Source organism: Paracoccus sp. SCN 68-21 (assembly GCF_001724535.1).
Lineage (GTDB): Bacteria > Pseudomonadota > Alphaproteobacteria > Rhodobacterales > Rhodobacteraceae > Paracoccus > Paracoccus hibiscisoli.
The window spans coordinates 1-24,373 of record NZ_MEES01000016.1 but is presented as its reverse complement, the minus strand read 5'-3'; the positions used below and the strand labels follow the sequence as shown (position 1 = coordinate 24,373).

General features: G+C 66.9%; 21 protein-coding genes and 1 tRNA gene. 5 read left to right on the top strand and 17 right to left on the bottom strand.

The window, feature by feature from the left end:
- The first annotated feature begins 9 nt into the window (after positions 1-9).
- The gene (locus ABS73_RS07115; protein ID WP_136857743.1) at positions 10-795 is read left to right on the top strand and encodes an amino acid ABC transporter ATP-binding protein; all 786 of its coding nucleotides are present in this window, start codon (positions 10-12) and stop codon (positions 793-795) included.
- A gap of 39 nt (positions 796-834) precedes the next feature.
- Here ABS73_RS07115 and ABS73_RS07110 read toward each other — a convergent pair whose 3' ends face one another.
- The 10 genes from ABS73_RS07110 to rpmH all read right to left on the bottom strand — a co-directional run bounded on the left by ABS73_RS07110 (position 835) and on the right by rpmH (position 8,875).
- The gene (locus ABS73_RS07110) at positions 835-1,353 is read right to left on the bottom strand and encodes a SixA phosphatase family protein (RefSeq protein WP_277020025.1); all 519 of its coding nucleotides are present in this window, start codon (positions 1,351-1,353) and stop codon (positions 835-837) included.
- A gap of 83 nt (positions 1,354-1,436) precedes the next feature.
- Positions 1,437-2,336, bottom strand: a complete 900-nt coding sequence (gene argB, locus ABS73_RS07105) for an acetylglutamate kinase (protein ID WP_136857739.1) — start codon at positions 2,334-2,336, stop codon at positions 1,437-1,439.
- A gap of 64 nt (positions 2,337-2,400) precedes the next feature.
- A complete protein-coding gene (gene yihA / locus ABS73_RS07100) occupies positions 2,401-3,051 on the bottom strand; it encodes a ribosome biogenesis GTP-binding protein YihA/YsxC (protein WP_277020027.1) in 651 nt (216 codons plus the stop codon).
- The gene (locus ABS73_RS07095) at positions 3,048-3,809 is read right to left on the bottom strand and encodes an MOSC domain-containing protein (protein WP_277020029.1); all 762 of its coding nucleotides are present in this window, start codon (positions 3,807-3,809) and stop codon (positions 3,048-3,050) included. Before ABS73_RS07095 ends, yihA begins: the two co-directional genes overlap by 4 nt.
- On the bottom strand, positions 3,806-5,662 hold the full coding sequence (gene yidC, locus ABS73_RS07090; protein ID WP_277020031.1) for a membrane protein insertase YidC: 1,857 nt from the start codon (positions 5,660-5,662) through the stop codon (positions 3,806-3,808). Before yidC ends, ABS73_RS07095 begins: the two co-directional genes overlap by 4 nt.
- Before the next feature lie 150 nt (positions 5,663-5,812).
- Positions 5,813-7,096: an EAL domain-containing protein gene (locus tag ABS73_RS07085; protein ID WP_277020033.1), complete on the bottom strand. Its 1,284-nt coding sequence runs from the start codon at positions 7,094-7,096 to the stop codon at positions 5,813-5,815.
- Positions 7,097-7,166: 70 nt separating this feature from the next.
- Positions 7,167-8,054: a tRNA 2-thiocytidine(32) synthetase TtcA gene (ttcA, locus tag ABS73_RS07080; protein WP_277020034.1), complete on the bottom strand. Its 888-nt coding sequence runs from the start codon at positions 8,052-8,054 to the stop codon at positions 7,167-7,169.
- Positions 8,038-8,301, bottom strand: a complete 264-nt coding sequence (gene yidD, locus ABS73_RS07075) for a membrane protein insertion efficiency factor YidD (RefSeq protein ID WP_136857728.1) — start codon at positions 8,299-8,301, stop codon at positions 8,038-8,040. The genes ttcA and yidD overlap by 17 nt, the downstream gene beginning before the upstream one ends.
- On the bottom strand, positions 8,298-8,690 hold the full coding sequence (gene rnpA, locus ABS73_RS07070; RefSeq protein ID WP_502686048.1) for a ribonuclease P protein component: 393 nt from the start codon (positions 8,688-8,690) through the stop codon (positions 8,298-8,300). The genes yidD and rnpA overlap by 4 nt, the downstream gene beginning before the upstream one ends.
- Before the next feature lie 50 nt (positions 8,691-8,740).
- Entirely contained in the window at positions 8,741-8,875 is a 135-nt protein-coding gene (gene rpmH / locus ABS73_RS07065; protein WP_042247969.1) for a 50S ribosomal protein L34, read from the bottom strand.
- A gap of 250 nt (positions 8,876-9,125) precedes the next feature.
- Here rpmH and ABS73_RS07060 point away from each other — a divergent pair, with 250 nt between their 5' ends.
- The 3 genes from ABS73_RS07060 (at position 9,126) to ABS73_RS07050 (ending at position 13,022) form a co-directional block, all read left to right on the top strand.
- Positions 9,126-10,547, top strand: a complete 1,422-nt coding sequence (locus ABS73_RS07060) for a sensor histidine kinase (protein ID WP_277020037.1) — start codon at positions 9,126-9,128, stop codon at positions 10,545-10,547.
- A gap of 95 nt (positions 10,548-10,642) precedes the next feature.
- Positions 10,643-10,719, top strand: a tRNA-Arg gene (locus ABS73_RS07055).
- Positions 10,720-11,825: 1,106 nt separating this feature from the next.
- The gene (locus ABS73_RS07050; RefSeq protein WP_277020039.1) at positions 11,826-13,022 is read left to right on the top strand and encodes a Hint domain-containing protein; all 1,197 of its coding nucleotides are present in this window, start codon (positions 11,826-11,828) and stop codon (positions 13,020-13,022) included.
- A 10-nt stretch (positions 13,023-13,032) separates the two neighbouring features.
- On the opposite strand, the gene opgC is transcribed toward ABS73_RS07050, so the two are convergent.
- From opgC to ABS73_RS07015, 7 genes are all read right to left on the bottom strand, one after another.
- The gene (gene opgC, locus ABS73_RS07045) at positions 13,033-14,172 is read right to left on the bottom strand and encodes an OpgC domain-containing protein (protein WP_277020041.1); all 1,140 of its coding nucleotides are present in this window, start codon (positions 14,170-14,172) and stop codon (positions 13,033-13,035) included.
- A complete protein-coding gene (mdoH, locus tag ABS73_RS07040) occupies positions 14,169-16,280 on the bottom strand; it encodes a glucans biosynthesis glucosyltransferase MdoH (protein ID WP_286693420.1) in 2,112 nt (703 codons plus the stop codon). Before mdoH ends, opgC begins: the two co-directional genes overlap by 4 nt.
- A gap of 2 nt (positions 16,281-16,282) precedes the next feature.
- Entirely contained in the window at positions 16,283-17,836 is a 1,554-nt protein-coding gene (locus tag ABS73_RS07035) for an OpgD/OpgG family glucan biosynthesis protein (RefSeq protein WP_277020045.1), read from the bottom strand.
- 129 nt (positions 17,837-17,965) lie between these two features.
- Entirely contained in the window at positions 17,966-20,212 is a 2,247-nt protein-coding gene (gene ptsP, locus ABS73_RS07030; protein ID WP_277020047.1) for a phosphoenolpyruvate--protein phosphotransferase, read from the bottom strand.
- Between the two features lie 57 nt (positions 20,213-20,269).
- Positions 20,270-21,526, bottom strand: coding sequence for an aspartate kinase (locus tag ABS73_RS07025; protein ID WP_136857464.1), 1,257 nt, complete (start codon positions 21,524-21,526; stop codon positions 20,270-20,272).
- A gap of 72 nt (positions 21,527-21,598) precedes the next feature.
- Complete coding sequence (locus tag ABS73_RS07020; protein ID WP_277020049.1) at positions 21,599-22,006, bottom strand: DUF1178 family protein; 408 nt, start codon at positions 22,004-22,006, stop codon at positions 21,599-21,601.
- Positions 22,007-22,040: 34 nt separating this feature from the next.
- On the bottom strand, positions 22,041-23,216 hold the full coding sequence (locus ABS73_RS07015; protein WP_286693419.1) for a 3-deoxy-D-manno-octulosonic acid transferase: 1,176 nt from the start codon (positions 23,214-23,216) through the stop codon (positions 22,041-22,043).
- A 283-nt stretch (positions 23,217-23,499) separates the two neighbouring features.
- Here ABS73_RS07015 and ABS73_RS07010 point away from each other — a divergent pair, with 283 nt between their 5' ends.
- A complete protein-coding gene (locus tag ABS73_RS07010) occupies positions 23,500-24,309 on the top strand; it encodes a hypothetical protein (RefSeq protein ID WP_277020053.1) in 810 nt (269 codons plus the stop codon).
- The last annotated feature ends 64 nt before the right edge of the window (positions 24,310-24,373 follow it).

Below are 24,373 nucleotides of genomic sequence, written 5' to 3'. Positions count from 1 at the left end.
CCCCCTCCCATGGAAACCATCGAACGTCCGATCGACCGCAGCCAGATGACGGTCAGCGACGAGGTCGCCATCGAGATCCGCGACATGAACAAGTGGTACGGCACGTTCCACGTTCTGCGCGACATCGACCTGACCGTCCATAAGGGCGAACGCATCGTCATCGCCGGGCCGTCGGGTTCGGGAAAATCGACGCTGATCCGCTGCATCAACCGCCTAGAGGAGCATCAGGCCGGTCACATCTCGGTCGACGGGGTCGAATTGACCAGCGACATCAAGAACATCGATAAGGTCCGCTCCGAGGTGGGCATGGTGTTCCAGCACTTCAACCTGTTCCCGCATCTGACGGTGCTGGAGAATTGCACGCTGGCGCCCATCTGGGTGCGCAAGGTCCCGCGCAAGCAGGCCGAGGCGACCGCCATGCGGTTCCTGGAGAAGGTCAAGATCCCCGAGCAGGCCGACAAGTATCCCGGCCAGCTGTCGGGCGGCCAGCAGCAGCGCGTGGCCATCGCGCGGTCGCTGTGCATGCAGCCCAAGATCATGCTGTTCGATGAGCCGACCAGCGCGCTGGACCCCGAGATGATCAAGGAGGTCCTGGACACCATGATCGAGCTGGCCGAGGAGGGGATGACGATGATCTGCGTCACCCACGAGATGGGCTTTGCCCAAGCCGTGGCGAACCGCGTGATCTTCATGGACCAGGGTCAGATCGTCGAGCAGAACAACCCGACCGATTTCTTCAACAACCCGAAATCCGAACGGACCAAGCTGTTTCTCAGCCAGATCCTGGGGCACTGAGCGTCAAAGGGGGCAGGGGGGTCGCCCCTGCCCCTGCGGTCAGATGCGGCCGTCCAGGCGCACGAAATCCATGACGCTGCCCTGACCAGGTGCGATCTGGTCCCATGCGTCGACTTGGAAATCGACCACCAGGGTCGCGCCGGTGGGATAGCGGCGGAAATCCGGGTCGGTCGGCGCCCGTGCGGGCAGCATCGCGGCGAATTCCGAAATGCCCGGATTATGCCCCAGCATCATCACGGTCGGCATCGTGGCCGATTTCAGGACCGCCATCATCCGCTCCGCCCCGGCCTGATAGAGGCTTGGTTCGATGCGCATCAGGGGACGAACCTCCAGCGGTGCCCCGGCGATGACCGCCCAGGTCTCCTGCGTGCGCGCGGCCGAGGAGCAGAGCACCTCCTCCGGCTCGTATCCGCGGCTGGCCAGCCAGTCGCCAAGGGCCCGCGCCGAGCGCCGCCCTCGGTCGTTCAGCGGCCGGTCATGGTCGTCCAGCGTGGGATCGTCCCAGGCCGATTTCGCATGGCGGGTCAGGATCAGGCGTCGGTGTCCGAGTGGGGTCATGAGATAGCGGCCTCCTGTGCCATGCCGTCAGTTTCGGCAGCCTGCCACAGCCATCGTCGCAGGAGCAAGCGCTTCGCGACCGGTCACAGCGGGCTGGGGGTCTGGCGCAATCCGCGCGGCGTCACCCGCGGTTCGGTCGTGCGGATCAGCGAACCGGCGCCGTGTTCGGTGAACAGCTCCAGCAGGCAGGCATTGGGCACCCGCCCGTCCAGGATCACGACGGCGCGGACACCGTCGTCCAGGGCCTTCAGTGCGGTCTCGGTCTTGGGGATCATGCCGCCGGCGATCTGGCCGTCGGCGATCATCGCGCGCACCTGGTCAGGATGCAGCTGCGTGACCACCTGCCCCGAGGCGTCCTTGACCCCCGTCACATCGGTCAGCAGCAGCAGGCGGTCGGCCTTGAGCGCGCCCGCGATGGCACCCGCCGCGGTGTCGCCGTTGACGTTGAAGGTCTCGTTATCCTCCATGCCGGTGGCGACGGGGGCGATGACCGGGATCATGCCGGCGCCGTACAGATCGCGGATGATCTGGACGTTCATCTCGACCGGGCGACCGACAAAGCCCAGTTCGGGGTCGTCGGCCTCGCAGACCATCATGTCGTCATCCTTGCCCGAGATGCCGACCGCGCGCCCGCCCGCATCGTTGATGGCCTGGACGATGCGCTTGTTGACCAGGCCCGACAGCACCATCTCGACCACCTCGACGGTCTCCTTGGTAGTCACGCGCTTGCCACGGACAAAGCGGCTCTCGATGCCGAGGCGGGCCAGCAGGTCGTTGATCATCGGGCCGCCGCCATGGCAGACGACCGGGTTCATGCCGACCTGCTTCATCAGAACGATGTCGCGGGCGAATTCGGCCATGGCCTCGTCGTCGCCCATGGCATTGCCGCCGAACTTGACCACCACGACAGAGCCGGAATAGCGCTGCAGGTAGGGCAGGGCCTCGGACAAGGTGCGGGCGGTGGCGATCCAGTCACGATTCATGGTCTGTGTTCTCATCCTTGGGGGCCCCTGTCTGACGGGGCGGACCCTAGGACGCGGGGCGCGATCAGTCCAGCCCGGCGATGATCGCGCGCAGCGTGGCTATGCCGTGGCCCTTTTCCGAACTGGTCACGACCAGCTCGGGATAGGCGGCGGGATGCTTTTGCAGCGCCTCCTGGACCTGCTCCAGCACGGGTTGCAGTGCGTTGGGGCCCAGCTTGTCGGTCTTGGTCATCACCACCTGAAAGGGCACGGCGGACCGGTCCAGCAGGGTCATGATCTCGTGATCGACATCCTTCACGCCGTGGCGCGAATCGATCAGGCAAAAGGCCCGGCGCAGGGTCTGGCGCCCGGCCAGATAGGATTTCAGCAGCGCCTGCCATTTGGCGACCACGGCCACGGGGGCCTTGGCAAAGCCATAGCCGGGCAGGTCGACCAGATAGCCGTGGGTGCCCAAGGCGAAATAGTTGATCTCTTGCGTGCGGCCCGGCGTGTTCGAGGCGCGGGCCAGGCTGTTCCTCCCGGTCAGCGCGTTGATCAGGCTGGATTTCCCGACATTCGAGCGTCCGGCAAAGCAGACCTCGGGGCGGTCGGCAGGGGGCAGGCCGTCCATGTGGACGACCCCCTTCACGAAATCGACGGGGCCAGCAAACAGCAGGCGCGCGGCCTCAGCGGCGGCGGCTTCGGGTTCGGGGGCGGTTGGAAAGGCGACTTTCATGCGTGGACCTGATCCTGAAGGCGGATCGTGCCGCCGGTGACGACCTCGGCAAAGACGCCGAAATCGGTATGGCCATACAGGCCGGAAAGCGTGGCGACCATATCACGGTCGCGCAGACCGGTGGCCGTGTCCGCGCTGGTGGCGTCACAGCGCCCGATAGGCTCGGCGATCCGCAGCGCGACCGCGCCGATGCGGATCGTTCGGCCGATCAGGTCGCGTTCCGCGAAGGCGGCCCAGCCTGCGACCCACAGGTTGCCGCGCCAACGATGCGTGCCAAGCGTGCCGCCCGTCCGCGTCTCCACCTCGGCCAGGCTGGACAGGGACAGGACCGAGATCAGCGGCGATTTCTGGTCGGTCCAGACGCCCGCCCCGCGCACCAGACGCGTGGGCCCGGGGGCGTCGGCGGGCCAGAGCGGGCGCAGCCAGTCGATCAGCCGCGCCCCGTCGCGGGCGGGGTCCAGCGTGATGCGGCTTCGGGCGGGGTGGTCAAGAACCAGCTGGTCGCCCTGCCAGCCGCCGGTGACGGCCTGCAGCGCAGGGGACGCGACCCCGCGCAGAAAGCAGGATTTGGGCAGCCAGCGGTCCGGCTGCCCCTCGGTCTGGCTGGTCAGGGCGTGACGCTCTCCGGCCTCGGTCAGGATGGCCCATTCCCGGTCGCCGGGCAGGCGCTGGCCTGCCTGCAGGGTGACTTGCTCCAGCCCCTCTCCGCCGACCGACTTGATCGGATGGCGGCGGATCAGGGCCAGATACGCGGTCACTTTCCGGCGCCTCCCTTGCCGGGCTTGTCGCCGGGGCGCTTGCGCACCGGGATCGAGGACTTGACGTTGCCCAACAGGTCGGGCCGCGCGCCGTGCATGGTCATGATTGTGTATTGCTGCAGGATCGTGATCACGTTGTTGGTGATCCAGTACAGGACCAGACCCGAGGCAAAGCCGCCCAGCATGAACATGAAGATCCACGGCATCCAGGCAAAGATCATCTTTTGCGCAGGATCGGTGGGCGCCGGGTTCAGCTTTTGCTGGAACCACATGCTGAGGCCCAGGGCGATGGCCAGCGCGGGCAGGGTCAGCGAATGCAGCAGCGTTCCCTGTGCCGGCACGCCGAAGGGCAGCAGGCCGTAAAGGTTCAGCAGGCTGGACGGATCGGGTGCCGACAGATCCTGGATCCAGCCGAACCACGGCGCGTGGCGCAGTTCGATCGTGACGAAGATCACCTTGTAGAGCGAGAAGAAGATCGGGATCTGCAGCAGGATCGGCAGACAACCCGCGGCGGGGTTCACCTTTTCGCGCTTGTAAAGCTCCATCACCTCTTTCTGGAACTTCATGCGGTCATCGCCGGTGCGCGCCTTGAGCTCCTCCATCTGCGGCTGCAGCTCCTTCATCTTGGCCATCGAGATGTAGGATTTGCGGGCCAGCGGGAAGACCAGCGTCTTGAGCACGAAGGTCAGCGCGATGATCGCCCAGCCCATGTTGCCGATGATGCCATGCAGCCAATGCAGCAGCTGGAAGATCGGCTTGGTCAGGAAGAAGAACCAGCCCCAGTCGATCGAATCGACGAAACGCTGGATGCCGGGGCTCTCCTCATAGCTGCGGATGACCTCCCAGACCTTGGCACCGGCGAACAGATAGCTGTCGGCGCTCAGCTGGGTGCCGGGCTGGACGGTCTGCATCGGAAAGCGGGCTTCGGTCTGATAGATGTCGGCGCCATCGGCGTATTTCACCACCGCGGTGAAGGCTTGGCCCGGCGCGGGCGCCAGCGAGGTCATCCAGTACTTGTCGGTGAAGCCGATCCAGCCGTTGCCGCTGACCTCGAACACCTGGGCGCGGCCCTCGCGCTCGATCGGGTCCAGTTCGGCGATGCGGTCGTACTTCATCTCGATCAGGGTGCCGTCATGCATGCCCACCACGCCCTCGTGCAGCACGAAGAAGTTCTGCGTGTCGGGACGGCCGTGGCGCGCGATGATGCCGTAGGGCGCGGCCGAGAAGGCGGCGTCGCCGTCGTTCTGCAGGCTCTGGCCGATGGTGAACAGATAGTTCTCGTCCAGCGCAAAGGTCCGGCGGAAGATCTGGCCCGCGCCATTGTCCCAAGCCAGCGTCACCGGCTGGCCAGGTGCCAGCGTGTCGCCCGATTCCAGCGTCCAGACGGTCGCGGGGTTGGGCACCAGCGCCGCGTCCACGCCCGGACCCGGGGTCCAGCCATAGACCGCGTAATAGGGGCGGGTCACGTTGATGTTCACGCTGTCATCGGCGGTCGCCGAAGAGGGCGACAGCAGACGCACGTCGGGCGACCCCTCGTCCAGGGTCTCCTGATAGCGGGTCAGCAGCAGGTCGTCGATGCGCCCCCCCGCCAGCGAGATCGAGCCCGACAGTGCCGGCGACTGGATCGCGACGCGGCCCACCGGCTCGCCCGCGGGCGGTGCCTCGGCCAGATCGGCGGGGGCGGTCGTGCCCGTCGCGGGGGTCAGCGGCTGGTCGCCGATGCTCTGTTCGGCCAGCGGAACGCCGGACGGTTGATCGGATACGGGTTCCGGGGCGAAGACCGTGTACCAGACCAGGATCACCAGAAACGACAGAACCGTCGCCAGGATCAGATTGCGGTTGTTGTCTTCCATTCCCTCACCACTGTCATCGCGTCAGTCGGGCCGGTTCAACAGAACGCACCCCGAAAGGTCAAGCGGATTTGCCGTTTGGCAAGCGAATGCAGGGAAAACGCCGCGCCCGGTCGCGGTTTTGCGCGGCCGGGCGGGCGTGGGCCGGGTCGGTCAGCGCCGCTTGGCCAATGTCGGCAGACGGGCCGCCGCATCGGCATGGCGCTTGAGGAAGTCCAGACTGTCGCTCAGCGGCATCGGCTTGGCGATGGCATAGCCCTGAACCTCGTCGCAGCCCATCTGCGCCAGAAAGGCGTATTCCTCGCGCGTCTCGACGCCCTCGGCCAGGGCGGCGATGCCAAGCCGTTCGGCCAGGGCCAGGATCGCCAGGATCATGCGCTGCTGCGCGTCATCGATATCGCAGGCAGTGACAAAGCTGCGGTCGATCTTGATGCGGTTGATGCCGAACTGACGGATCGCATCCAGGCTGGCATAGCCGGTGCCGAAATCATCCAGGTCGATCTGGCACCCCGCCTTGGCCAGTTTGCGCAGGTTGTCGCGCGTCTCGCCACTGCTGGTGACGGGGCCGACGCTTTCCAGCACCTCGACCACAAGGCGGCTGGGGGCGATCTCGTGGCGGTCCAGTTCCCACAGCAGGCAATCGGCAAAGCCCCGGCCGGACAGTTCGCAGTTCGAGATGTTGATCGACACGGTCGGCACGTCGAACCCGGCCTGATCCCAGGTCTTCAGCGCGGCCATGGATTGGGCCAGCATGAACAGCGTCAGCGTGTTGTGATCGGCCGCCGACATCTGCGGCATGAAGGCCCCGGGGGCCAGTACGCCGCGCGTGGGGTGGTTCCAGCGGGCCAGAGCCTCGAACCCGGTGATCTGGCCGGAGTGGCAGCTGATCTGCGGCTGGAACCAGGCCTGCATCTGGGCTGCGGCCACGGCGTCGCTGACGGTGGCGATCAGGCCGGGGCGGGTCAGCGCCCGGTCATGCGGAAACAGCTGAAGCTGGCCTAGAAAGGCATCCTGCACCATGTCCATCCGCTGGCGGGCATTCTCGACCAGCTCGGGGATCGAGGGCAGGTCGGGGGCCTCGGCATGGATCAGCACGCCGGTCATCACCGGGGTGACGTGCTGGCCCGCCAGGGGCACCGGGGCCTGACCCTGCTGGTGCAGGCGGCGTGCCACCTGCAAGGCATCCCGGTCCGTCCGGTCGCGCAGCACAAAGGCGAACAGGCCCGGCGCCAACACCTGCACCGGGTCATAGGGGCGCACCGCGCGGCCGAGCGACATGGACAGCTGGACCAGCAGATGCCCCATGGCGACCTTGTCGAGGATGGTTCCCAGGGTCTCGGTGTTTTCCACCCGCAGCAACAGCAGGCTGCGTGACAGATCCTGTCTCCGGTTCACGCCGCAAAGCAGGTTGCGCAGGGGCGAGAGCAGACGGCTCACATTCATTGACATACCGGACCTTTCACGGAATCACCGGTATCAGAATTAGATCAAATTGCTTGTCGTACCGTTAATGGAGGTCGTCCCGATCACGCAGGATCGGGGGTTCCGTGCCCTGGTTCCCGTCCTGCAGGGGGAAAAGCGATGAAAAACCGAACAGTCCGGTGTCCAGCAGATGCGACGGGCGCACATTCATCAGGGCCCGGAACATCACCTGCCGCCGCCCGGGGGTCCGCGCCTCCCATTCGTCCAGCAGGCGCTTCACCTGAACGCGCTGCAGGCCCTCCTGGCTGCCGCAGAGGTCGCAGGGGATGATCGGATAGGCCATCGCCTGCGAGAACCGCTCGCAATCGGCCTCGGCCACATAGGCCAGGGGGCGCAGGACGGTCAAATCGCCCTCCTCGTTCAGCAGCTTGGGCGGCATGGTTGCCAGCCGGCCACCATGAAAGAGGTTCATGAAGAACGTCTCGAGGATGTCGTCGCGGTGATGGCCCAGCACGACGGCCGAACAGCCCTCCTCGCGGGCGATGCGATAGAGGTTGCCGCGCCGTAGCCGCGAACACAGCGCGCAATAGGTGCGCCCGGCGGGGACCTTTTCCTTCACGATGGAATAGGTGTCCTGATATTCGATCCGGTGGGGCACGCCGCGCGCCTGCAGGAATTCGGGCAGCACGGTCGCCGGAAAGTTCGGCTGGCCCTGATCCAGATTGCAGGCCAGCAGATCGACCGGCAGCACGCCGCGCCATTTCAGCTCATGCAGGATCGCCAGCAGGGTATAGCTGTCCTTGCCACCCGACAGGCAGACCAGCCAGCGGTCGCCGGGCCGCACCATGCCGTAATCGTCGATCGCCGCGCGCGTCTCTCGGACCAGCCGCTTGCGCAGCTTGCGGAACTCGGTGCCCTGGGGGGCGCCGGAGAAGAGGGCGTGGATCTCGGTGTCGTCAGCGTCGTCCAGCATCGCGGGCCTCGTCATGGTCGGGGTCGGCGCCGGGCACCGGGTCATAGCCGTGGCCGCCCCAGGGGTGGCAGCGCCCGATGCGCCGCAGGGTCAGCAGGCTGCCCCGCCAAGCGCCGTGGCGCGCCAGTGCGTCCAGCGCATAGGCCGAGCAGGTCGGCTGGAACCGGCAGCCATGGCCGACCCAGGGCGATGCGATCAGCCGGTAGCCGCGCACCGGCAGCGCGACCAGACGCGCCAGCGGGCTCATGCGTGGATCTTGGTGATGGCGCGGGCGAAATCGTCCTGAAGGGCGGCGAAATCGCGCGCGATGGTGGCCTCGGGCCGGCCGATCAGGACGTAATCCCACCCCGCAATGCCGCGGCCGGGCAGGCCAAGCCGCGCGACCTCGCGCAGGCGGCGCTTGGCGCGGTTGCGTGCGACCGCGTTGCCGACCTTCTTGGAACAGGTGAATCCCACGCGGACGGGCCCGTCATCGTCCCGCCGGCGCGCCTGCAGCAGAAATCCCGGCATGCCCTGACGGCGTGCGCGGGCGGCGGCCAGGAAATCGGCACGCTTTTGCAGAACAGGCGGCATGCGAAATGCCGCCGTGCCGACATCCTGGGGCTGATCGTCAGCAGGATGGGGCAGAGGCGGCATGTCGAAAGCCTTCATGGGGCGGCCGTGACCGCCGGCAGGATCAGGGTTGATCAGGCCGACAGGCGCTTGCGGCCCTTGGCGCGGCGGCGGTTCAGCACCAGACGGCCGCCTTTGGTGGCCATGCGGGCGCGGAAGCCGTGACGGCGCGCACGAACGAGGTTCGAAGGTTGGAAGGTGCGCTTCATGGTCAGTCTCCGGATCGGTTCTTGCGGGGCGGTCCGGGACGGGGCAGGTTGCAGTCATCTGCCCTGCGCCACGGCGCCGGTTGTTCGAAGCCCGCTGGATAGTGGACCGACAGGCCCGCGTCAACCGCTCAAACCCTTAAATTCGGGCATTCGGGCCAAGGGAACCCTGCCTTGATCACATTCGTTTGATGTGCAAACCCGCAATCGCTTGGCTGACAAGCGGTCGTCGCCCCACCATAACCCGGACACGATGCGATTGAACACGATCTCTGGCCGATTCGCCGCGTTGACGACCATGTTCGTCATCCTGGCAGAGCTGTTCATCCTGCTGCCGTCCTTGGCGGGGTTTCGGCTGGACTATCTGGAGAGCCGGCTGGAGCGGGCGCAGATCGCCAGCCTGGCGCTGCTGGCGACCGACGAATCGCTGGCCTCCGACCTGGAATCCGAGCTGTTGCAGAACGCGGGCGTGTTCAACGTCGTGCTGCGGCGCGACGATATTCGTCAGTTGGTCCTGTCCTCGCCGATTCCCGGCCCGATCGACGCAACCTATGACCTGCGCTCCGAAGGCGTGCTGCAGACCATCGACGATTCGCTTGTGGCGCTGGCCGACGGCCGCAACCGGGTGATCCGGGTGATCGGCGCGCCCGTCAACCAGGCGGGGCAGCTGATCGAGATCACCATGGAGACGGCGCCCCTGCGCGAGGCGATGATCGACTATGGCCTGCGCCTGTTGTTGGTGTCGGCGGCATTCTCGATCCTGACGGCAGTGCTGCTGTTCCTGGCGGCGCAGCGGCTGATCCTGGTGCCGATTCGCCGGGTGATCAGCCACATGACCGCTTATGCCAGCGCCCCCGAGGATGCGCGCCACATCATCATCCCCGACGCCCGCTTGGCCGAGCTGCGCGACGCCGAGACCGCGCTGCAATCCATGCAGCGCACCGTTACGTCATCCCTGAAGCAGAAGGAGCGGATGGCCCAGTTGGGACAGGCGGTGGCCAAGATCAGCCATGATCTGCGCAACATCCTGACCACGGCGCAGATCTTTGCGGACCGGCTGGAGGACAGCGCCGACCCCAAGGTCCGCCGCGCCGCGCCCAAACTGGTGAACTCGATCACCCGCGCGGTGAACCTGTGCGAGACGACGCTGGCCTTCGGCAAGGCCGAGGAACCCGCGCCCACGCTGTCGCGCTTCAACTTGGCGCAGCTGGCCGCCGAGGTCATCGAGGCCGAGAGCCTGGCCGGAGAGGCCGCGGGCCAGGTCGAGTTCCTGACCGACATCCCGCCCAGCCTGGTGATCCGCGCCGACCGCGATCAGCTGTATCGCGTGCTGGCCAACTTGGCGCGCAATGCCCGTCAGGCCATCGAGGGTACCCGCCAGCCCGGGACCGTCGAGATCGGCGCTGGCGAATCCGAGACCGATTGGTGGATCAAGGTCTGCGACACCGGCCCCGGCCTGCCCGACCGTGCGCGCGAATACCTGTTCAAGCCCTTCACCGGCAGCACGCGCCGCGGCGGCACGGGCCTGGGCCTGACCATCGCCGCTGATCTGGTGCGCGGGCATGGCGGTCGCCTTGATCTGCTGCGCAGCGATGCCGAGGGCAGCCAGTTCTGCATCCACATCCCCCGCGGCATGGCCGATCTGGCCCTGCGGACGAATGCGTCACTGGCCTGAACGGCGCGCCGCTGAGTCGGGCAAAAAAGGTTTCGGATTTTTGTGTTTTCGGTCTTGCATCCCCCGGACGTGCCCGTTAATTCCACCCTCATGTTGCACCCGTAGCTCAGCTGGATAGAGCACCAGACTACGAATCTGGGGGCCGGGCGTTCGAATCGCTCCGGGTGCACCATTTCCTCCTTGTGAACACCAAGCAAGACTTTCGTTTGCGTCACGGCTTTGCGTTTTGGTGGTCGCACATCTCCGCCCGCTCCTTCCTGTTCCGCCAGTGGCGAAGCCCACCCTGCGGCCGGACGGTGATCTGACACACGGGGCCGGAGCGGTGAAATTGGGAGGGGCCCGCGCGCCACGCGCGTGGGAGGAACCGGATTTCTCCGTGGAGGCTGACGCGCAGCGGGACCAGAGCCCGTGTTCGGATCGCCGGCCGGATAACAGGCGGAAAAACGAAATGAAAAATCGTCAGGCGTGCCAGAGCGAAGCGGAGGCGCGGCTGTCCGTTGGATCAGCGATCGCGGCGCCCGCGATCACCATATCCCTGAAAAACTAGCTTCTCGACTGCTAGGCAGCATCGCCGCGAAGAGTTCTGTTCCGATGCTTGTCCTGAAAGACCCTCAGACGTTGCAAGCTATGCGGAACGTCTGAGACACGCGCCACGACTTGATGCCATTGGCGTAGGTCATGATGAACCTCGTGTCCGGCTCTCCGCGCTCGATCACCCGATAGCCTTGCGTGCATAGCCTGACTGCACGCGCGCATCCAAGACACTTCAGCGATCACCCCCGATAACATCGATATATCCGGCCAAAATGCGACAGTGGTATCCGGAGACTGCCTTACTTTGTCACCATGTGAGCGGTTGGAGGCGAAACAACCGTGATTGACGAACTTACCGTAAGTCTCCCCCGCGCGGCAGCGCGACCCGAAGCGGCGTTGCGTCGGGCAGGAGGGGGAGCAAAGTCTATTGTGCCAACAAAAATACGGTATGAACCGTTTGGTTCTTAAAATTGTAGACATATGATGCTATAGAGAATCGGCGGGCCTTGCGGCCTGTAGGGTCAGCCGTCCGATCGGGCCTTTGGACCGCAGGAGCGCTGATCCCGGACGTGGCGTTTTCCCGGGCGGCAGGGTGATGTTCCTGTCCCAAGAAAGCGCGCTCCGGTGCCATTGTCTGCCGGTCGCGCGGGTCCCTGACCTGCGGCCAGATCGCCTCCCTTGTGTCTGTCCGACCCGCCACGGTTTGCGGGACTGCGGACCTATGCCTTCAAGAAGGAAATGCCCATGCCCGTCCTGACCGAACTGCAAGGTACGACCATCACCGGATCGGTCGATTCGCCCGTCCTGACCCTGCCGCCGACGCTGGTGCTCAATGATCTGGGGCCGGGGCAGACCATCGACAGCTATAATGTCCAAGACGATGCCGCGGGCCCGAACGAGGTGGTGGACGGCGATTTCCTGGCGCCCGTCGTGGGTGGCACCCCGGTGCCGGGAACCTATCTGGGCAGCGCCACCATCTCGACCGCCAGCGTATCGGTCGGCGTGCTGGGCACGGGGCTGTCGGTGCAGCTGAACCCGCTGGAGGGGCATCTGATGCAGGGCGCGGATGGCCAGGCGTATTTCATCAGCGACACGCCCCTCAACGCCTCGAACCTGGGCGTCTCGATCACCGGAGAGGTGCTGGGCCTTCCCATCGCCACGGTCGATGGCGATCTGGACAGCGTATTCGCGCAGCTGCCCGGACCGCTGCGCGCGCTGTTCACCGATTCCGCCGATTTCATCCAGCAGGTTCTGAACACCGTGGTCATCAGCGTGGATGTCGACCCGGATGGTCGTCTGATCTTGGATGACGAGATCATCGATATCGTCTGCTTTGCCCAAGGCACGCTGATCGAGACGCCGGACGGCGCGGTGCCCGTCCAAGACCTGCGGGTGGGCGATCTGGTCATGACGCGCGATCACGGACCGCAGCCGCTGCGCTGGACCGGCTCTCAGCACCTGTCGGCGGCCATGCTGCGGCGGCATCCGCGGCTGGTGCCGGTGCGCATCCGGGCCGGCGCCCTGGGTGCGGGGTCGCCCGCGCAGGATCTGGTCGTGTCGCCGCAGCATCGGGTGCTGGTGCGCTCGCGGATCGCGCAGCGCATGTTCGGCACCACCGAGGTTCTGGTGGCGGCCAAGCAGCTGCTGGTCCTGGACGGGTTCGACCTGGCGACCGATCTGACCGAGGTCACCTATCACCACGTCATGTTCGACCAGCATGAGGTCGTGACCTCGAACGGGGCGGAAACCGAATCGCTGTATGCCGGGGCGCAGGCGCTGCGCATGGTCGGCCCCGCCGCGCGGGACGAGCTGATGGCCCTGTTCCCGCAGCTGGCCTTGCCCGATCATCAGCCCAGCCCGGCGCGCGAACTGCCGCCCAACCGCATGGTGCGCCAGATGGCCGAGCGTCACCGCCGCAACGCCCGCGCGCTGGTGGGCTGAGGCGGGACGCCTAGCGCGTTCGCAGGGCGGCGCGCCGCTCCTTGCGGGCGCGCAGACGGGGCGCGCCCTTGTCCAGCCACAGCGCGGACACCCACCACAGCGCCAGGCAGGCCCACAGATCGACCAGCAGCCGCCGCCCCATCGGCTGTTCGGCCGGGGTCATCTGGAACGCGTCGCCCAGCACCGACAGCAGCACGCAGGCGACAAAGGCGAACAGCCCCCCCTTGCCGATCTGTTGCAGGGCCACGCCGGGGCGGGTGGCGGCCAGCCAGGCCATCGGCCGCGCCAAGGGGGCCGCGACCAGCCAAGCGGCGGCGACGATGGCCAGATAGCGGGTGCCGTCCAGGCTCCATTTGTCGATGCTGCCATAGACCAGCTTCAGCGCCTCGCGGAAGGCCAGCGCCGGTTCCCCGATGCGCGCGCCGATGACGATCGCGCTGCCAAAGGCGAACATCCCCAGGGCCAGCACCGTCAGCAGGTGCCGCCACGGCCACAAGGCCGCCATGATGCGCTGGCGGAACAGGCCCATCGCCACCCCGGTAAAGAACAGCATCTGCCAGCCAAAGGGGTTGAACAGGAACCCGCCCTGGGTGCGGTGATTGGGGATCATCGCGTTCAGCGCCGGCGCGTGCCACCACAGCAGGACCGACCCCACCGCCACCAGCCAGGGCCAGCGCACCATCAGCGGCACCACCGCCAGCGCGGCCACCATCAGGATCACATACAGAGCCAGCACGTCGATGATGTTGGGCTGGACCCAGAAGGTCGCGACCGTGCCCAGATAGCCCAGGGGGTTCTCCAGCACCCAGACCGCGTACTGGTTCCAAATCGCGGTATGCGGACGATCCAATGCCAGCAGCGCCGCTGACAGCAGCGCCATCAGCAGCGCGCCGACCAGCATCGCGCGCCAGACCTCGAAGGCGCGGCGGGCAAAGCGGCGCTGCGCCGCGCGGCGGCCGTCGCGGGCCTCGATGCTGCGCCAGACCAGGCCGACCAGAAAGCCCGACAGCAGCACGAACAGCTCTGACGCGTCGAAGATCGAGAAATTCGGCAGCGTCCAGCCCCGCATGACCGAGATGGGCATGTGGTTCACCATGATGCTGACCAGGGCATAGCCCCGCAGCATGTCCAGAGCGATCAGCCGATTCATGCGGGCAGCCTGCTCCAGCGCGTCAACAGGGCCGGGTCCAGCAGCATGGCGTCGGTTTCGGCGCGGTCCATATCGGCCAGCGCCTGGCGCTGATCGGGGGCATGGGCAATCTTGGCCTCGGCGGTGATCCGCGCCAGATGCACCGAACGCGGCAGCGCCTCTGGCAGCGGCGCCAGCATCGCGACATGGCGGGCCAGCAGACCCGCGTCGCGGCCAAGGCGCAGCAGGCTGTCGGGACCGGTATCGGCCTGGGGCAGGCCGCGGGCGATGGCGGTGGCCTCGGTCAGGATGGCGGGCGGGTCGCGTTCCTCGGGGGTGACCAGCAGGCCGCGCATCCGGGCCCACCGGCCAAAGACCGGGCTGGCCGACAGACGCGAGGTGACCGGCGACAGGATCAGCCCCGCCAGGATCGGCGACAGCCAGATCAGCTGCGCGGGCGAAAAGCTGGCCAGCACGATCAGCGTCCCCGCGCCCAGGGCGACATGCGCCCAGTGATGGCGCAGCACGACGCCCCATGTCGGCATCGACCCCGCGCGGGTCTGCGCGTTCCAGCCGCTGTCGCGGCCCGACAGGATCTCGAAGATCTGGCGGGTCTGGACCAGCATCTGCACCGGCGCGATCAGCGCCGACAGGATCGTCTCGAAGATGGCGCTGGCAAAGATGCGCACGCGGCCGCCCGAATTGCGCGCCAGGGGGCGCGCCCAGGCCCGGAAGGTGGCGATGAACTTGGGCAGCAGCAGCAGCGCCATGGCCAGCGCGAACAGCCACAGCATCCGGCGGCTGTCAAAGACCGGCCAGTCGGGGAACAGCTGATAGGCGTTGGGAAAATATTCCGGCGTGGACAGCAGCACGGTCGCCGACAGGATCAGGCCGACCAGGATCAGCGCCAGCCACAGCGGGCTCATCAGGAAACCCATGATGCCGATGATCATATGTGCCCGGCTGATGCCGCGCAGCCCCTTGACCCCTAGCAGGCGGGAATGCTGCAGGTTGCCCTGCGCCCAACGCCGTTCGCGGACGGCCATGTCCAGCAGCGTGGGCGGACAGCCCTCATAGCTGCCGCGCAGGTCGTGATCCAGGCGCACCGACCAGCCCGCGCGACACAGCGCCGCCGCCTCGACGAAATCGTGGCTGAGGATCGTGCCGCCAAAGGGCGGCGTGCCGGGCAGGCGCGGCAGCCCGCAGGCCTGCGCAAAGGCGGTCACGCGGACGATCGCGTTATGGCCCCAGTAATTGCCCGTATCGCCCGACCAGGCGGCGACGCCGCGCGCGATCATCGGACCATAGACCCGGCCCGCGAACTGGGTCAGGCGGGCAAAGATCGTCTCTCCGCCGACCAGCATCGGCATGGTCTGGATCAGCCCCACGCGGTCATCGGCGGCCATGCGGGCGGACAGGGCGCGGATGGTCGCGCCCGACATCACGCTGTCGGCGTCCAGCACGACCATCTGGTCATAGCGCCCGCCCCAATGGCGCACGAATTCGGCCAAGTTGCCCGATTTGCGGTCGTCATTCGTCAGGCGGCGGCGATACCACATCGGCAAGGGCGACAGGGCGCGCGCGGCATGGACCACCAGCGTCTCATTGACGGCGATGGCCGGGTCGCGGGTGTCGGACAGCACGAAGATCTCGGTCCGCTGGGCCATGCCCTCGGCCTCCAGCTCGCGCGCCAGCGCAACCAGCAGGGCGGTGCTGGTGGCGACATCCTCGTGATAGATCGGCATGACCACGACCACGCGGGCGTCGTTCGGGCCGTCCGGCGTGGTCAGGCGCGGGGCCAGAAACCCCGCCAGCGTCCCGCAGAACGAGAATCCGACCCAGGCGAATGTCGGCACGAACAGCACCAGCAGCGCGATCTGCATCGGCTTGGGGTCGGCGCCGAACGCCGCCAGCATCTGCGAAAAGCCATAGACCGCCAGCGCCGCCGTGCCGCCAAAGGCGATCAGGCGCGCCATCCAGACCCGCAGGCTGTTCTGGCGGCGACCCGGCCCGCCCTGGGGCGCGCGGGCGAAATCCTGCACCGGCATGGTCAGGGGGGCGGCGGGCGGCACGATGGGGTCGGCCGGTCGGGCATCAGTCCCTCCGGCGGTCGGCATGTCGGTCGCCATGCTCATGCCGTCCAGCGGGTCAGCCAGGTCTCGCTGAGGGCGAGGCCTTCGGGGGTGGTCAGCACGGCCTGCAGCTCGGACAGCTGGATGCGCCCCGGCTCGAACTCGAAGGCCAGGCGCAGCACGTCCTGATCGGGCAGCGGCTTGATATAGGCATGCACGACCCGGCCGGCCGAAGCGCTGACCTGAAAATTCGGCAGCGTCTCGCGGAACAGGCCCAGGTCGAAATCGATGACATAGCTCCGCGTCGTCTCGACATTGACGGACCGCCCCGACCGGACCTGCCGCACCTTGGCCAGCGGCAGGCTGCTGGGCGGCAGCGCACCAAAGCTGAGGCGGTATCGGAACTCGGTCCGCTCGCCGCGCGGGATGGTGGCGGCTGGCAGCCAATAGCTGACGATGTTGTCGTTGAACTCGTTCTCGACCGGGATCTCGATCAGGCGGACCTCGCCCTCGCCCCAGGTCCCCTCGGGTTCGATCCAGGCCGAGGGGCGCAGGTGATACATCGCCTCGGCATCCTGATAGGTCTCGAAGTCGCGGGCCCGCTGGACCAGGCCAAAGCCGCGCGGGTCGCGGTCGACAAAGCTGCTGATCTGCAGGTTGCGCGGCGACATCAGGCCGCGCCACAGCGCCTGGTTCGCGCCGGTCTGCATCTGCAACCCATCGCTGTCATGGCAGGCGGGGCGATAGTCGTCGACCACGCGGCGCGAGGCCGGGCTGAACCAGAACATCGAGGTCAAGGGCGCCAGCCCCGTCTCGCGCAGGTCCACGCGTGGGAACAGCGCCACGCGCGTGCGCACCATGGTGACCGCGCCGGGGGTCACGTCGAACTGGAAGGCCGCCGCGACAGACCGGCTGTCCAGGATCGCATAGATCCGCACCGACTGCGCGCCGGGCTCTGGCTCGACGACCCAGAAATCGGTGAACAGGGGGAATTCCTCGCCGTCCGGGCTGCCGGTCTTGATGGCAAGGCCGCGCGCCGACAGGCCGTAAAGCGTGCCCCGCGCCACCGCGCGGAAATAGCTGGCGCCCTGAAAGACGATGAACTCGTCCATCACGCCGGGGCGGTTCAGCGGGGTGCGCATCCGAAAACCCGACCAGCCCATGTTGCCGATGGTGGTCACATCGCCGCCATCGGGGAAATACCGCTCGTCGAATTCCAGCAGCGCCGGGTCGAAGGGAATCGGACGCGTGATGCCGCCCCGGACCAGGTTGATCTGCACCGGTTCGTAAAAGATCGAGCCGGGAGACAGCAGGTCCACGCGGAAATCGGGGTTCTGCGCCAGCGGGTCATGTTCGCGCCGGAACCGGATGCCGCGATACTGGTCATAGTTCAGGTTGGCAAAGCTGCCCGCCAACTGCGAGATGGGCTGAACATAGACGCGGGCGGACCGCTCCTGGGCCAGGGCCGCCACCGTCTCGAACCCGAAGGGTTCGGGCATGGTGGGGCCAAAGCCCGTTGGTTCCTGGGCCTGCTGGGCCTGGGCGGGCACCGCCAGCAGGGACCCGCCGGCAGCCAGGGCGGTGGCAGCATTGAGAAATTGGCGACGCTTCATATCCGGGGATGTCTCGACAGGGATGGTGGATTATAGCAGGCCGCCGCAGTGCAGCAACGCTGCTGTCCGGCTTAAGCTCTTATCAGCCGATAAGCGCCATCCGGGCAAGCCGCAAGTGGCCCGGGCGGTTCACTGCCGCGCCAGCCAGGCCGTGACCGGGCCGCGCACGCTGGTCAGGCCCTCGGCCTCGGCATCGGCGATGACCTGAGCCAGATCGGTGATGCTGACGCGGCGGATCAGGTGCTTGACAGGCCCGATGGACGCCGGGCGCATTGACAGGCGCCGGATGCCCAGGGCGGCAAAGACCAGCGCCTCGATGGGGCGGCCCGCATCCTCGCCGCAGAAGGACAGCGGCACGCGCGCCTCGTCGCAGCGCTGCACGATCTGGCGCAGCAGCGCCAGGAACGACAGGTTCAGCGTGTCATAGCGGCGGCGCACGCGCTCGTTCTCGCGGTCGGCGGCGAAGAAGAACTGTTTCAGGTCGTTGCCGCCGATCGACACGAAATCGCACATCTCGAAGAAGCGGCGCGGCGCAAAGGCCATCGACGGCGTCTCCAGCATGGCGCCCACGCGGATGTCGCTGGGCATGGAATGCCCCAGACGCTGCTCGCGCGCCATCTCCTGCATCAGGATGCGGTGCGCGGCCTCGTATTCGGTGATGTCCGCGACAAAGGGGAACATCACGTGCAGCGGCCGGCCCACACTGGCGCGGATCAGCGCCTGCAGCTGCATCCGCAGCACGCCGCGCTTGTCCAGGCCCACGCGGATCGCGCGCCAGCCCATTGCAGGGTTCGGCTCGTCCTGCGGCTTCATGTAGGGCAGCACCTTGTCGGACCCGATGTCCAGCGTGCGGAACATCACCGGCTTGCCCTGGGCGTTGTCCATGACGCGGGCATAAAGACCCGCCAGCTCGGCCCGGCGCGGCACATGGTTGCGCACAAGGAACTGCAATTCGGTGCGGAACAGGCCCACGCCCTCGGCGCCCGACCCCTCAAGCGAGGGCAGGTCGGCCATCAGACCCGCGTTCATGTACATCTGGATCGTTGTGCCGCAGGTGCCGATGGCGGGCAGGTCGCGCAGGTCGGCATAGCGGTCCTGCGCCTCGGCCTGCATGGCGATCTTGTCCAGGAACGCCTTGTGGACCGATTCCTCGGGGCGCAGATGGACGACGCCCTGATCGCCATCGACCAGGATCGGGTCGCCGTTCAGCGCCTCGGTGGTGATGCGGGTGGCGTGGATGACCAGCGGAATGGCCAGCGCGCGGGCGACGATGGCCGCGTGGCTGCCGACCGACCCCTCCTCCAGAACCACGCCCTTCAGGCGGCGGCCATATTCCAGCAGCTCCGCCGGGCCGATGTTGCGGGCGACCAGAATCGGGTTCTCCGGCATCTCGGCGCCGGTGTCGCGGCCCTGGCCGGTCAGGATGCGCAGCAGCCGGTTCGACAGGTCGTCCAGATCGTGCAGCCGGTCGCGCAGATAGGGGTCGGAGGCCATCTCCAGCCGGGCGCGGGCGGTGGACTGCTCCTTTTCGACGGCGGCCTCGGCCGAGAGGCCAAGGCGGATGCCCTCCTCCATGCGCTTCAGCCAGCTGCGCGAATGGGCGAACATGCGATAGGTCTCCAGCACGGCGGCATGCTCGCCCTCGCCGACCATGTCGGCGGCGGCGACCATCGTGTCGACGGTGCTGCGCAGGCGGTCCACGCCCTCATGCAGGCGGATCAGCTCCTTGTCGGGGTCGTCGCCGACGGGGTTGGCGATCACCACGCGCGCCTCGTGCAGCCAGACGCGGCCCTGGGCGGCGCCCTCCTGTCCGGTCCCGCCGCGGATCATCAGCGGAAAGCGATGCGCCAGCGGCATGCTGTCCGAGGTGCTGCCCTGGAAGGCGCCCAGCTCGGTCATCTCGGCCAGAACCATGGCGACGACCTCAAGGCCATAGACCTCGTCCTCGCTGAACTGGCGGGCGGTGGCGCATTGCACGACCAACACGCCCAAGCGTTCGCCGACCCGCTGGATGGGCACACCCAGAAAGGCGGGAAAGACCTCCTCGCCGGTCTCGGGCATGAAGCGGAAGCCGGGCTGGGACGGCGCGTCGGCGGTGTTCACATAGCGGCCGGTGCGGGCCACGCGGCCGACCAGACCCTCGCCCAGACGCAGGCGGGTCTGGTGGACGGCCTCGGGGCGCAACCCCTCGGTCGCGCACAGCTCCAGCGTGTCGGCATCGCGGAACAGATAGATCGAGCAGACCTCGGTCCCCATCGAATCGGCGATGTGATGGGTGATCTGGTCAAGCCTGTCCTGGCCCCCGCCCGCGGCGGCCAGGATTTCCTTGAGCCGCCGCAGCAGCTTGCGCGAGTCGCTGTCGGTGCGATCCTGCATCGCTTGGCCCGCCTTCTGGTTTTGCGGTTCCCCGGTCAGGGACCCGACCGGAAGGCGTTACGCCTTGTCCAGTTCAAAGGCATCATGCAGCGCCTGCACGGCCAGTTCCATGTATTTCCGGTCGATCAGCACCGAAATCTTGATCTCGGAGGTCGAGATCACCTTGATGTTGACGTTTTCATCGGCCAGCGCCTTGAACATGCGTGCGGCGACGCCCGCATGGCTGCGCATGCCGATGCCCACGACCGACACCTTGGCGACCTCGGTATCGACGACCAGCTCGTCATAGGCGATGTGGCCGGACTGGCGAGCCTCTTCCATGGCGCGTTTCGCACGCTCGACCTGATTGATCGGCACCGAGAAGGTCATGTCGGTCACCGAACCCGGATGATCGTCGTAATCCTTCTCCGAGATGTTCTGCACGATCATGTCGACGTTCACGCCCGCATCGGCCAGCGGCGCAAAGATGGCGGCCGAGATGCCGGGCCGGTCCTCGACCGTGACCAGCGTGATCTTGGCCTCGTCGCGCGACGAGGCGATGCCGTTGACGACTTTCGATTCCATGATTTCATCCTCATCGCAGATCAGCGTGCCGGAAGTTTCGTCGGTCTCCTCAAAGGAGGACAGCACCCGCAACCGCACCTTGTAACGCATCGCCAGTTCCACCGACCGCGTCTGCAGCACCTTGGCCCCCAGGGATGCCAGCTCCAGCATCTCCTCGAAGGCGATGCGGGGCAGCTTGCGGGCGCGCGACGTGATGCGCGGATCGGTGGTATAGACCCCGTCCACATCGGTATAGATGTCGCAGCGTTCCGCCCCGAAGGCCGCGGCAAAGGCCACCGCCGTCGTGTCCGACCCGCCGCGCCCCAGCGTCGTGATGCGGCCCTCGGGCGACACGCCCTGGAACCCCGCGACCACCGCGACCTTGAAACCTTCGGCGAATTTCTGGTCCAGATTCTTGCGCGGGATGTCCACGAAACGCGCGGCCGAATAGGCGGCGGTCGTGTTGATCGGCACCTGCCAGCCCTGCCAGCTGCGCGCGGGTACGCCCATCTCCTGCAGGGTCAGGGCCATCAGGCCCGCGGTCACGTTCTCTCCGGAACTGACGACGGCGTCGTATTCGCGCGCGTCGAACATCGGCTGCGTCTGTTCGACCCAGCCCACAAGCTCGTTCGTCTTTCCGGACATGGCGCTGACGATGACGATGACGTCATAGCCGCGATCGACCTCGCGCTGCACCTTGCGGGCGGCGTTCCTGATCCGGTCCAGATCGGCCACCGAAGTGCCGCCGAATTTCATTACCAGAAGCGGCATCAAGGGCCTCCAGCCAAAGGATGTGCGTCGGCGGGGCTTTTAGGGGCGGGTGCGGCAAACCGCAAGGGGGCGTCAGTTGGCCTTCTGCCGGGGACGGAAGGGCAGGGGGGCGACCGGCACGCCATCCTCGATCAGCTTGCGGGCCTCCTCGGGGCGGGCCTCGCCGTGGATGGCGCGAGCGGGGCGCTTGCCCTCATGCATCGCGCGGGCCTCCTCGGCAAAGCTGAGGCCAACGTAATCGGAGTTTTCCTCGACCTTGCGGCGCAGGGCCTCCAGCGCGGCCTCAGCAGGGTTGCGGGGCGCGGTCAGGGGACGATTCTCGGCCACGGCGGGTGCCATCAGGGCGCGGTCCACGCGAGTCGTGCCGCATTGCGCACAGGTGACATGGCCCGCATCGCGCATCGCCTCGAACCCATCCGAGGACCGGAACCAGCCGTCGAAATCATGGCCCTCGTCGCAGCGCAAGGCATAGCGGATCATCGAAACGCTCCTGTCATGTGCTTGATATATCGGGTCAGGCGGGCGCCTTCGCAAGGCCATCCAGCCGTTCGATCAGCGCGTCGGGGTCGCCCGCCCGCGTCTCCAGCACGGCGCGGGCGGCGCGACCCATGGCGCGGGCGGCCTCGGGGCGGTCGATCAGCGGCGCCAGACCGTCCTCCCAAGGTCGCGCCGCGCCCTGCGCGTGCAGCGCGTCAAAGGCCTCGATGAAATTGCCCAGATGCGGCCCGTGCAGCAGTGCGCAGGCATGGGCGGCGGGTTCCCACGGCGTATGGCCACCATGATCCGCGATGCTGCCGCCGATGATGCACAGGCCCGCGCGGGCATACCAGCGCGCCATCTCTCCCAGGGTGTCGGCCAGCAGGACGCCGCCCTGGGGCGCGTCATCGGCCCCGGCGCTGCGCCGCGCCATGGGCAGGTCGCGGGCCGCGATCAGCGCCGCGATGGCATCGGCCCGGTCGGGATGGCGGGGTGCCAGGATCAGCCGCAGGTCGGGCCGCGTAGCGCGCAGCGCGGCAAAGGCGTCCAGCACCGGCCCATCCTCGCCCTCATGGGTCGAGGCCGCCAGGATAACCCGGTCGCGTGCCGCACCCTGTGGCGTGGCGGGCTGAGCCGCGGGGGCCAGCAGCTTCAGGTCCAGCCGCGGCAGCAGCGCGCGATGCGGCAGGCCCAGGGTCAGCAGGCGCGCCTCGCTGCCCTGATCCTGCGCCGACAGGGCGGCGATGCGGCCCAGCATCGGGCCGATGATGCGCGGAAACCGCCCCCAGGTCCCGGCAGAGCGTTCCGACATCCGCGCCCCGATCATCGCCTGATGCACCCCCCGCTCGGCCAGCAGCCGTGATCGCAGGGGCCAGAACTCTCCCTCCACGGTCAGCGCCAGGCGGGGGCGGGTGGCGTCCAGGAACCGCGCCAGCGCGCCGGGCAGGTCCAGCGGCGCCAGCCGCGCGGGCAGGCCCCAGTCCTGCGCCAGCGCGCGGCCCGTCTCGCTGTTGGTGGTGACGGTCAGGGGGTGGCGCGCGGCCAGCGCCGCGATGACGGTGCGGGCCGAGGTCAGCTCTCCGACGGATGCCGCATGGACCCAGATCGCGGCCGGGCCGTGTGCCGCAGACCAGCCGTTCGCGCAACGCCGCCGATCCGCCCATGCGCGCGCGCAGACACAGCGCAGCCTCGGCGATGCGGGTCGTGGCGTCATAGATCATGCAGGGTGGCCCCTCGCTCAGGGAGTGTTGGAGGCGGGTACCGGAATCGAACCGGTCTTCACGGATTTGCAATCCGAACAATTGCATTGAAATCAATGAATATTCCCGTAAACGCACCCGGTTTCCCTATAGTCTGATATCAACGGGTTACAGCAAGGCTGTAAACGATTTTGAGCATAAATCAGGTTTCCAGTTTTATTGCAAATTTGCCCGGGATAGGTCGTTCGTTGCTCGAAATGCCCGCTCTAATGCCAGCTCCATCCATGGAGGCGAGCTATGAGTTGGAAGGTCGCCAACCTCTGTGCCGAGCGTCGCTTTGGTAGCCCTGTGCGCAAGCAGATCATCATGCTCCTTGCCGACAAGGCCAGTGACGATGGCTCTGGCATCTGGTGTAGCAAAGGTACCATCGCCCGACAGACTGAGCTCGGCGACACCACTGTCAAGCGGGCGATCTCCGGCTTTATTGCAGAAGGGATACTGATCGAATCGGGTCGCCGAGCATGCGTGAACGGGTACACCGCGATTTACCGGATTAACCTCGAGGCGGTGACGCAGCTTGAGACAATCCATGACCCAGATAAGGGCACCGGGGCCAGAGCGGACGGGGTCCAGAACGACCCCCGTACCGGGTCCGCAGAGGACGGGGGACCGGGGCCAGAGCGGACCCCAAACCACCCTAGAACCATCCAGAAACCACCTACGCGCGACAGCGCTCTACAGGCGGAGGGTGAAAGTTTCGAGAAAGTATGGACCGCATTCCCGGAAGACCGCCGTCGGGGAAGGACCGCTTGCATCGAACACTTTCAGGCAGCATTAGCGGCAGGCTTCCAGCCGGACGAGATCAGGAAGGCAGTACTAGCTTACGCGCAGGAAACGGCAGGGTTCACCCGTTCGAAGGTCAGCTTTGCGGATAACTGGTTTCGGCAGCAACGCTGGCGGGCGAGCGTCGAGGCATCGCGCGCGCAAGACACCGCCACCAAAGCCAATGCCGAATCCAACATTGAGGAGCAATGCGAGCGCATGGCCGGCTGGGTGAAAAGCCGTAGTGTGCTGGGCGTTGTTGCAGAACTCGGCGTTGAGGCGTGATTTCCCCTTACCCCATTAAGCTCATGCCACGCGCTCGATCTCGGCGGTGCCGAGGGCGTTGAAG

What these genes read in the sequence shown, in the direction of transcription:
- ABS73_RS07115 (WP_136857743.1), top strand. Translation starts at nt 10, where the DNA reads ATGGAAACCATCGAACGTCCGATCGACCGCAGCCAGATGACGGTCAGC.
- ABS73_RS07110 (WP_277020025.1), bottom strand. Translation starts at nt 1,353, where the DNA reads ATGACCCCACTCGGACACCGACGCCTGATCCTGACCCGCCATGCGAAA.
- argB (WP_136857739.1), bottom strand. Translation starts at nt 2,336, where the DNA reads ATGAATCGTGACTGGATCGCCACCGCCCGCACCTTGTCCGAGGCCCTG.
- yihA (WP_277020027.1), bottom strand. Translation starts at nt 3,051, where the DNA reads ATGAAAGTCGCCTTTCCAACCGCCCCCGAACCCGAAGCCGCCGCCGCT.
- yidC (WP_277020031.1), bottom strand. Translation starts at nt 5,662, where the DNA reads ATGGAAGACAACAACCGCAATCTGATCCTGGCGACGGTTCTGTCGTTT.
- ttcA (WP_277020034.1), bottom strand. Translation starts at nt 8,054, where the DNA reads ATGCTGGACGACGCTGACGACACCGAGATCCACGCCCTCTTCTCCGGC.
- yidD (WP_136857728.1), bottom strand. Translation starts at nt 8,301, where the DNA reads ATGAGCCCGCTGGCGCGTCTGGTCGCGCTGCCGGTGCGCGGCTACCGG.
- rnpA (WP_502686048.1), bottom strand. Translation starts at nt 8,690, where the DNA reads ATGCCGCCTCTGCCCCATCCTGCTGACGATCAGCCCCAGGATGTCGGC.
- rpmH (WP_042247969.1), bottom strand. Translation starts at nt 8,875, where the DNA reads ATGAAGCGCACCTTCCAACCTTCGAACCTCGTTCGTGCGCGCCGTCAC.
- ABS73_RS07060 (WP_277020037.1), top strand. Translation starts at nt 9,126, where the DNA reads ATGCGATTGAACACGATCTCTGGCCGATTCGCCGCGTTGACGACCATG.
- ABS73_RS07050 (WP_277020039.1), top strand. Translation starts at nt 11,826, where the DNA reads ATGCCCGTCCTGACCGAACTGCAAGGTACGACCATCACCGGATCGGTC.
- opgC (WP_277020041.1), bottom strand. Translation starts at nt 14,172, where the DNA reads ATGAATCGGCTGATCGCTCTGGACATGCTGCGGGGCTATGCCCTGGTC.
- mdoH (WP_286693420.1), bottom strand. Translation starts at nt 16,280, where the DNA reads ATGGCGACCGACATGCCGACCGCCGGAGGGACTGATGCCCGACCGGCC.
- ABS73_RS07035 (WP_277020045.1), bottom strand. Translation starts at nt 17,836, where the DNA reads ATGAAGCGTCGCCAATTTCTCAATGCTGCCACCGCCCTGGCTGCCGGC.
- ptsP (WP_277020047.1), bottom strand. Translation starts at nt 20,212, where the DNA reads ATGCAGGATCGCACCGACAGCGACTCGCGCAAGCTGCTGCGGCGGCTC.
- ABS73_RS07025 (WP_136857464.1), bottom strand. Translation starts at nt 21,526, where the DNA reads ATGCCGCTTCTGGTAATGAAATTCGGCGGCACTTCGGTGGCCGATCTG.
- ABS73_RS07020 (WP_277020049.1), bottom strand. Translation starts at nt 22,006, where the DNA reads ATGATCCGCTATGCCTTGCGCTGCGACGAGGGCCATGATTTCGACGGC.
- ABS73_RS07015 (WP_286693419.1), bottom strand. Translation starts at nt 23,216, where the DNA reads ATGACGCCACGACCCGCATCGCCGAGGCTGCGCTGTGTCTGCGCGCGC.
- ABS73_RS07010 (WP_277020053.1), top strand. Translation starts at nt 23,500, where the DNA reads ATGAGTTGGAAGGTCGCCAACCTCTGTGCCGAGCGTCGCTTTGGTAGC.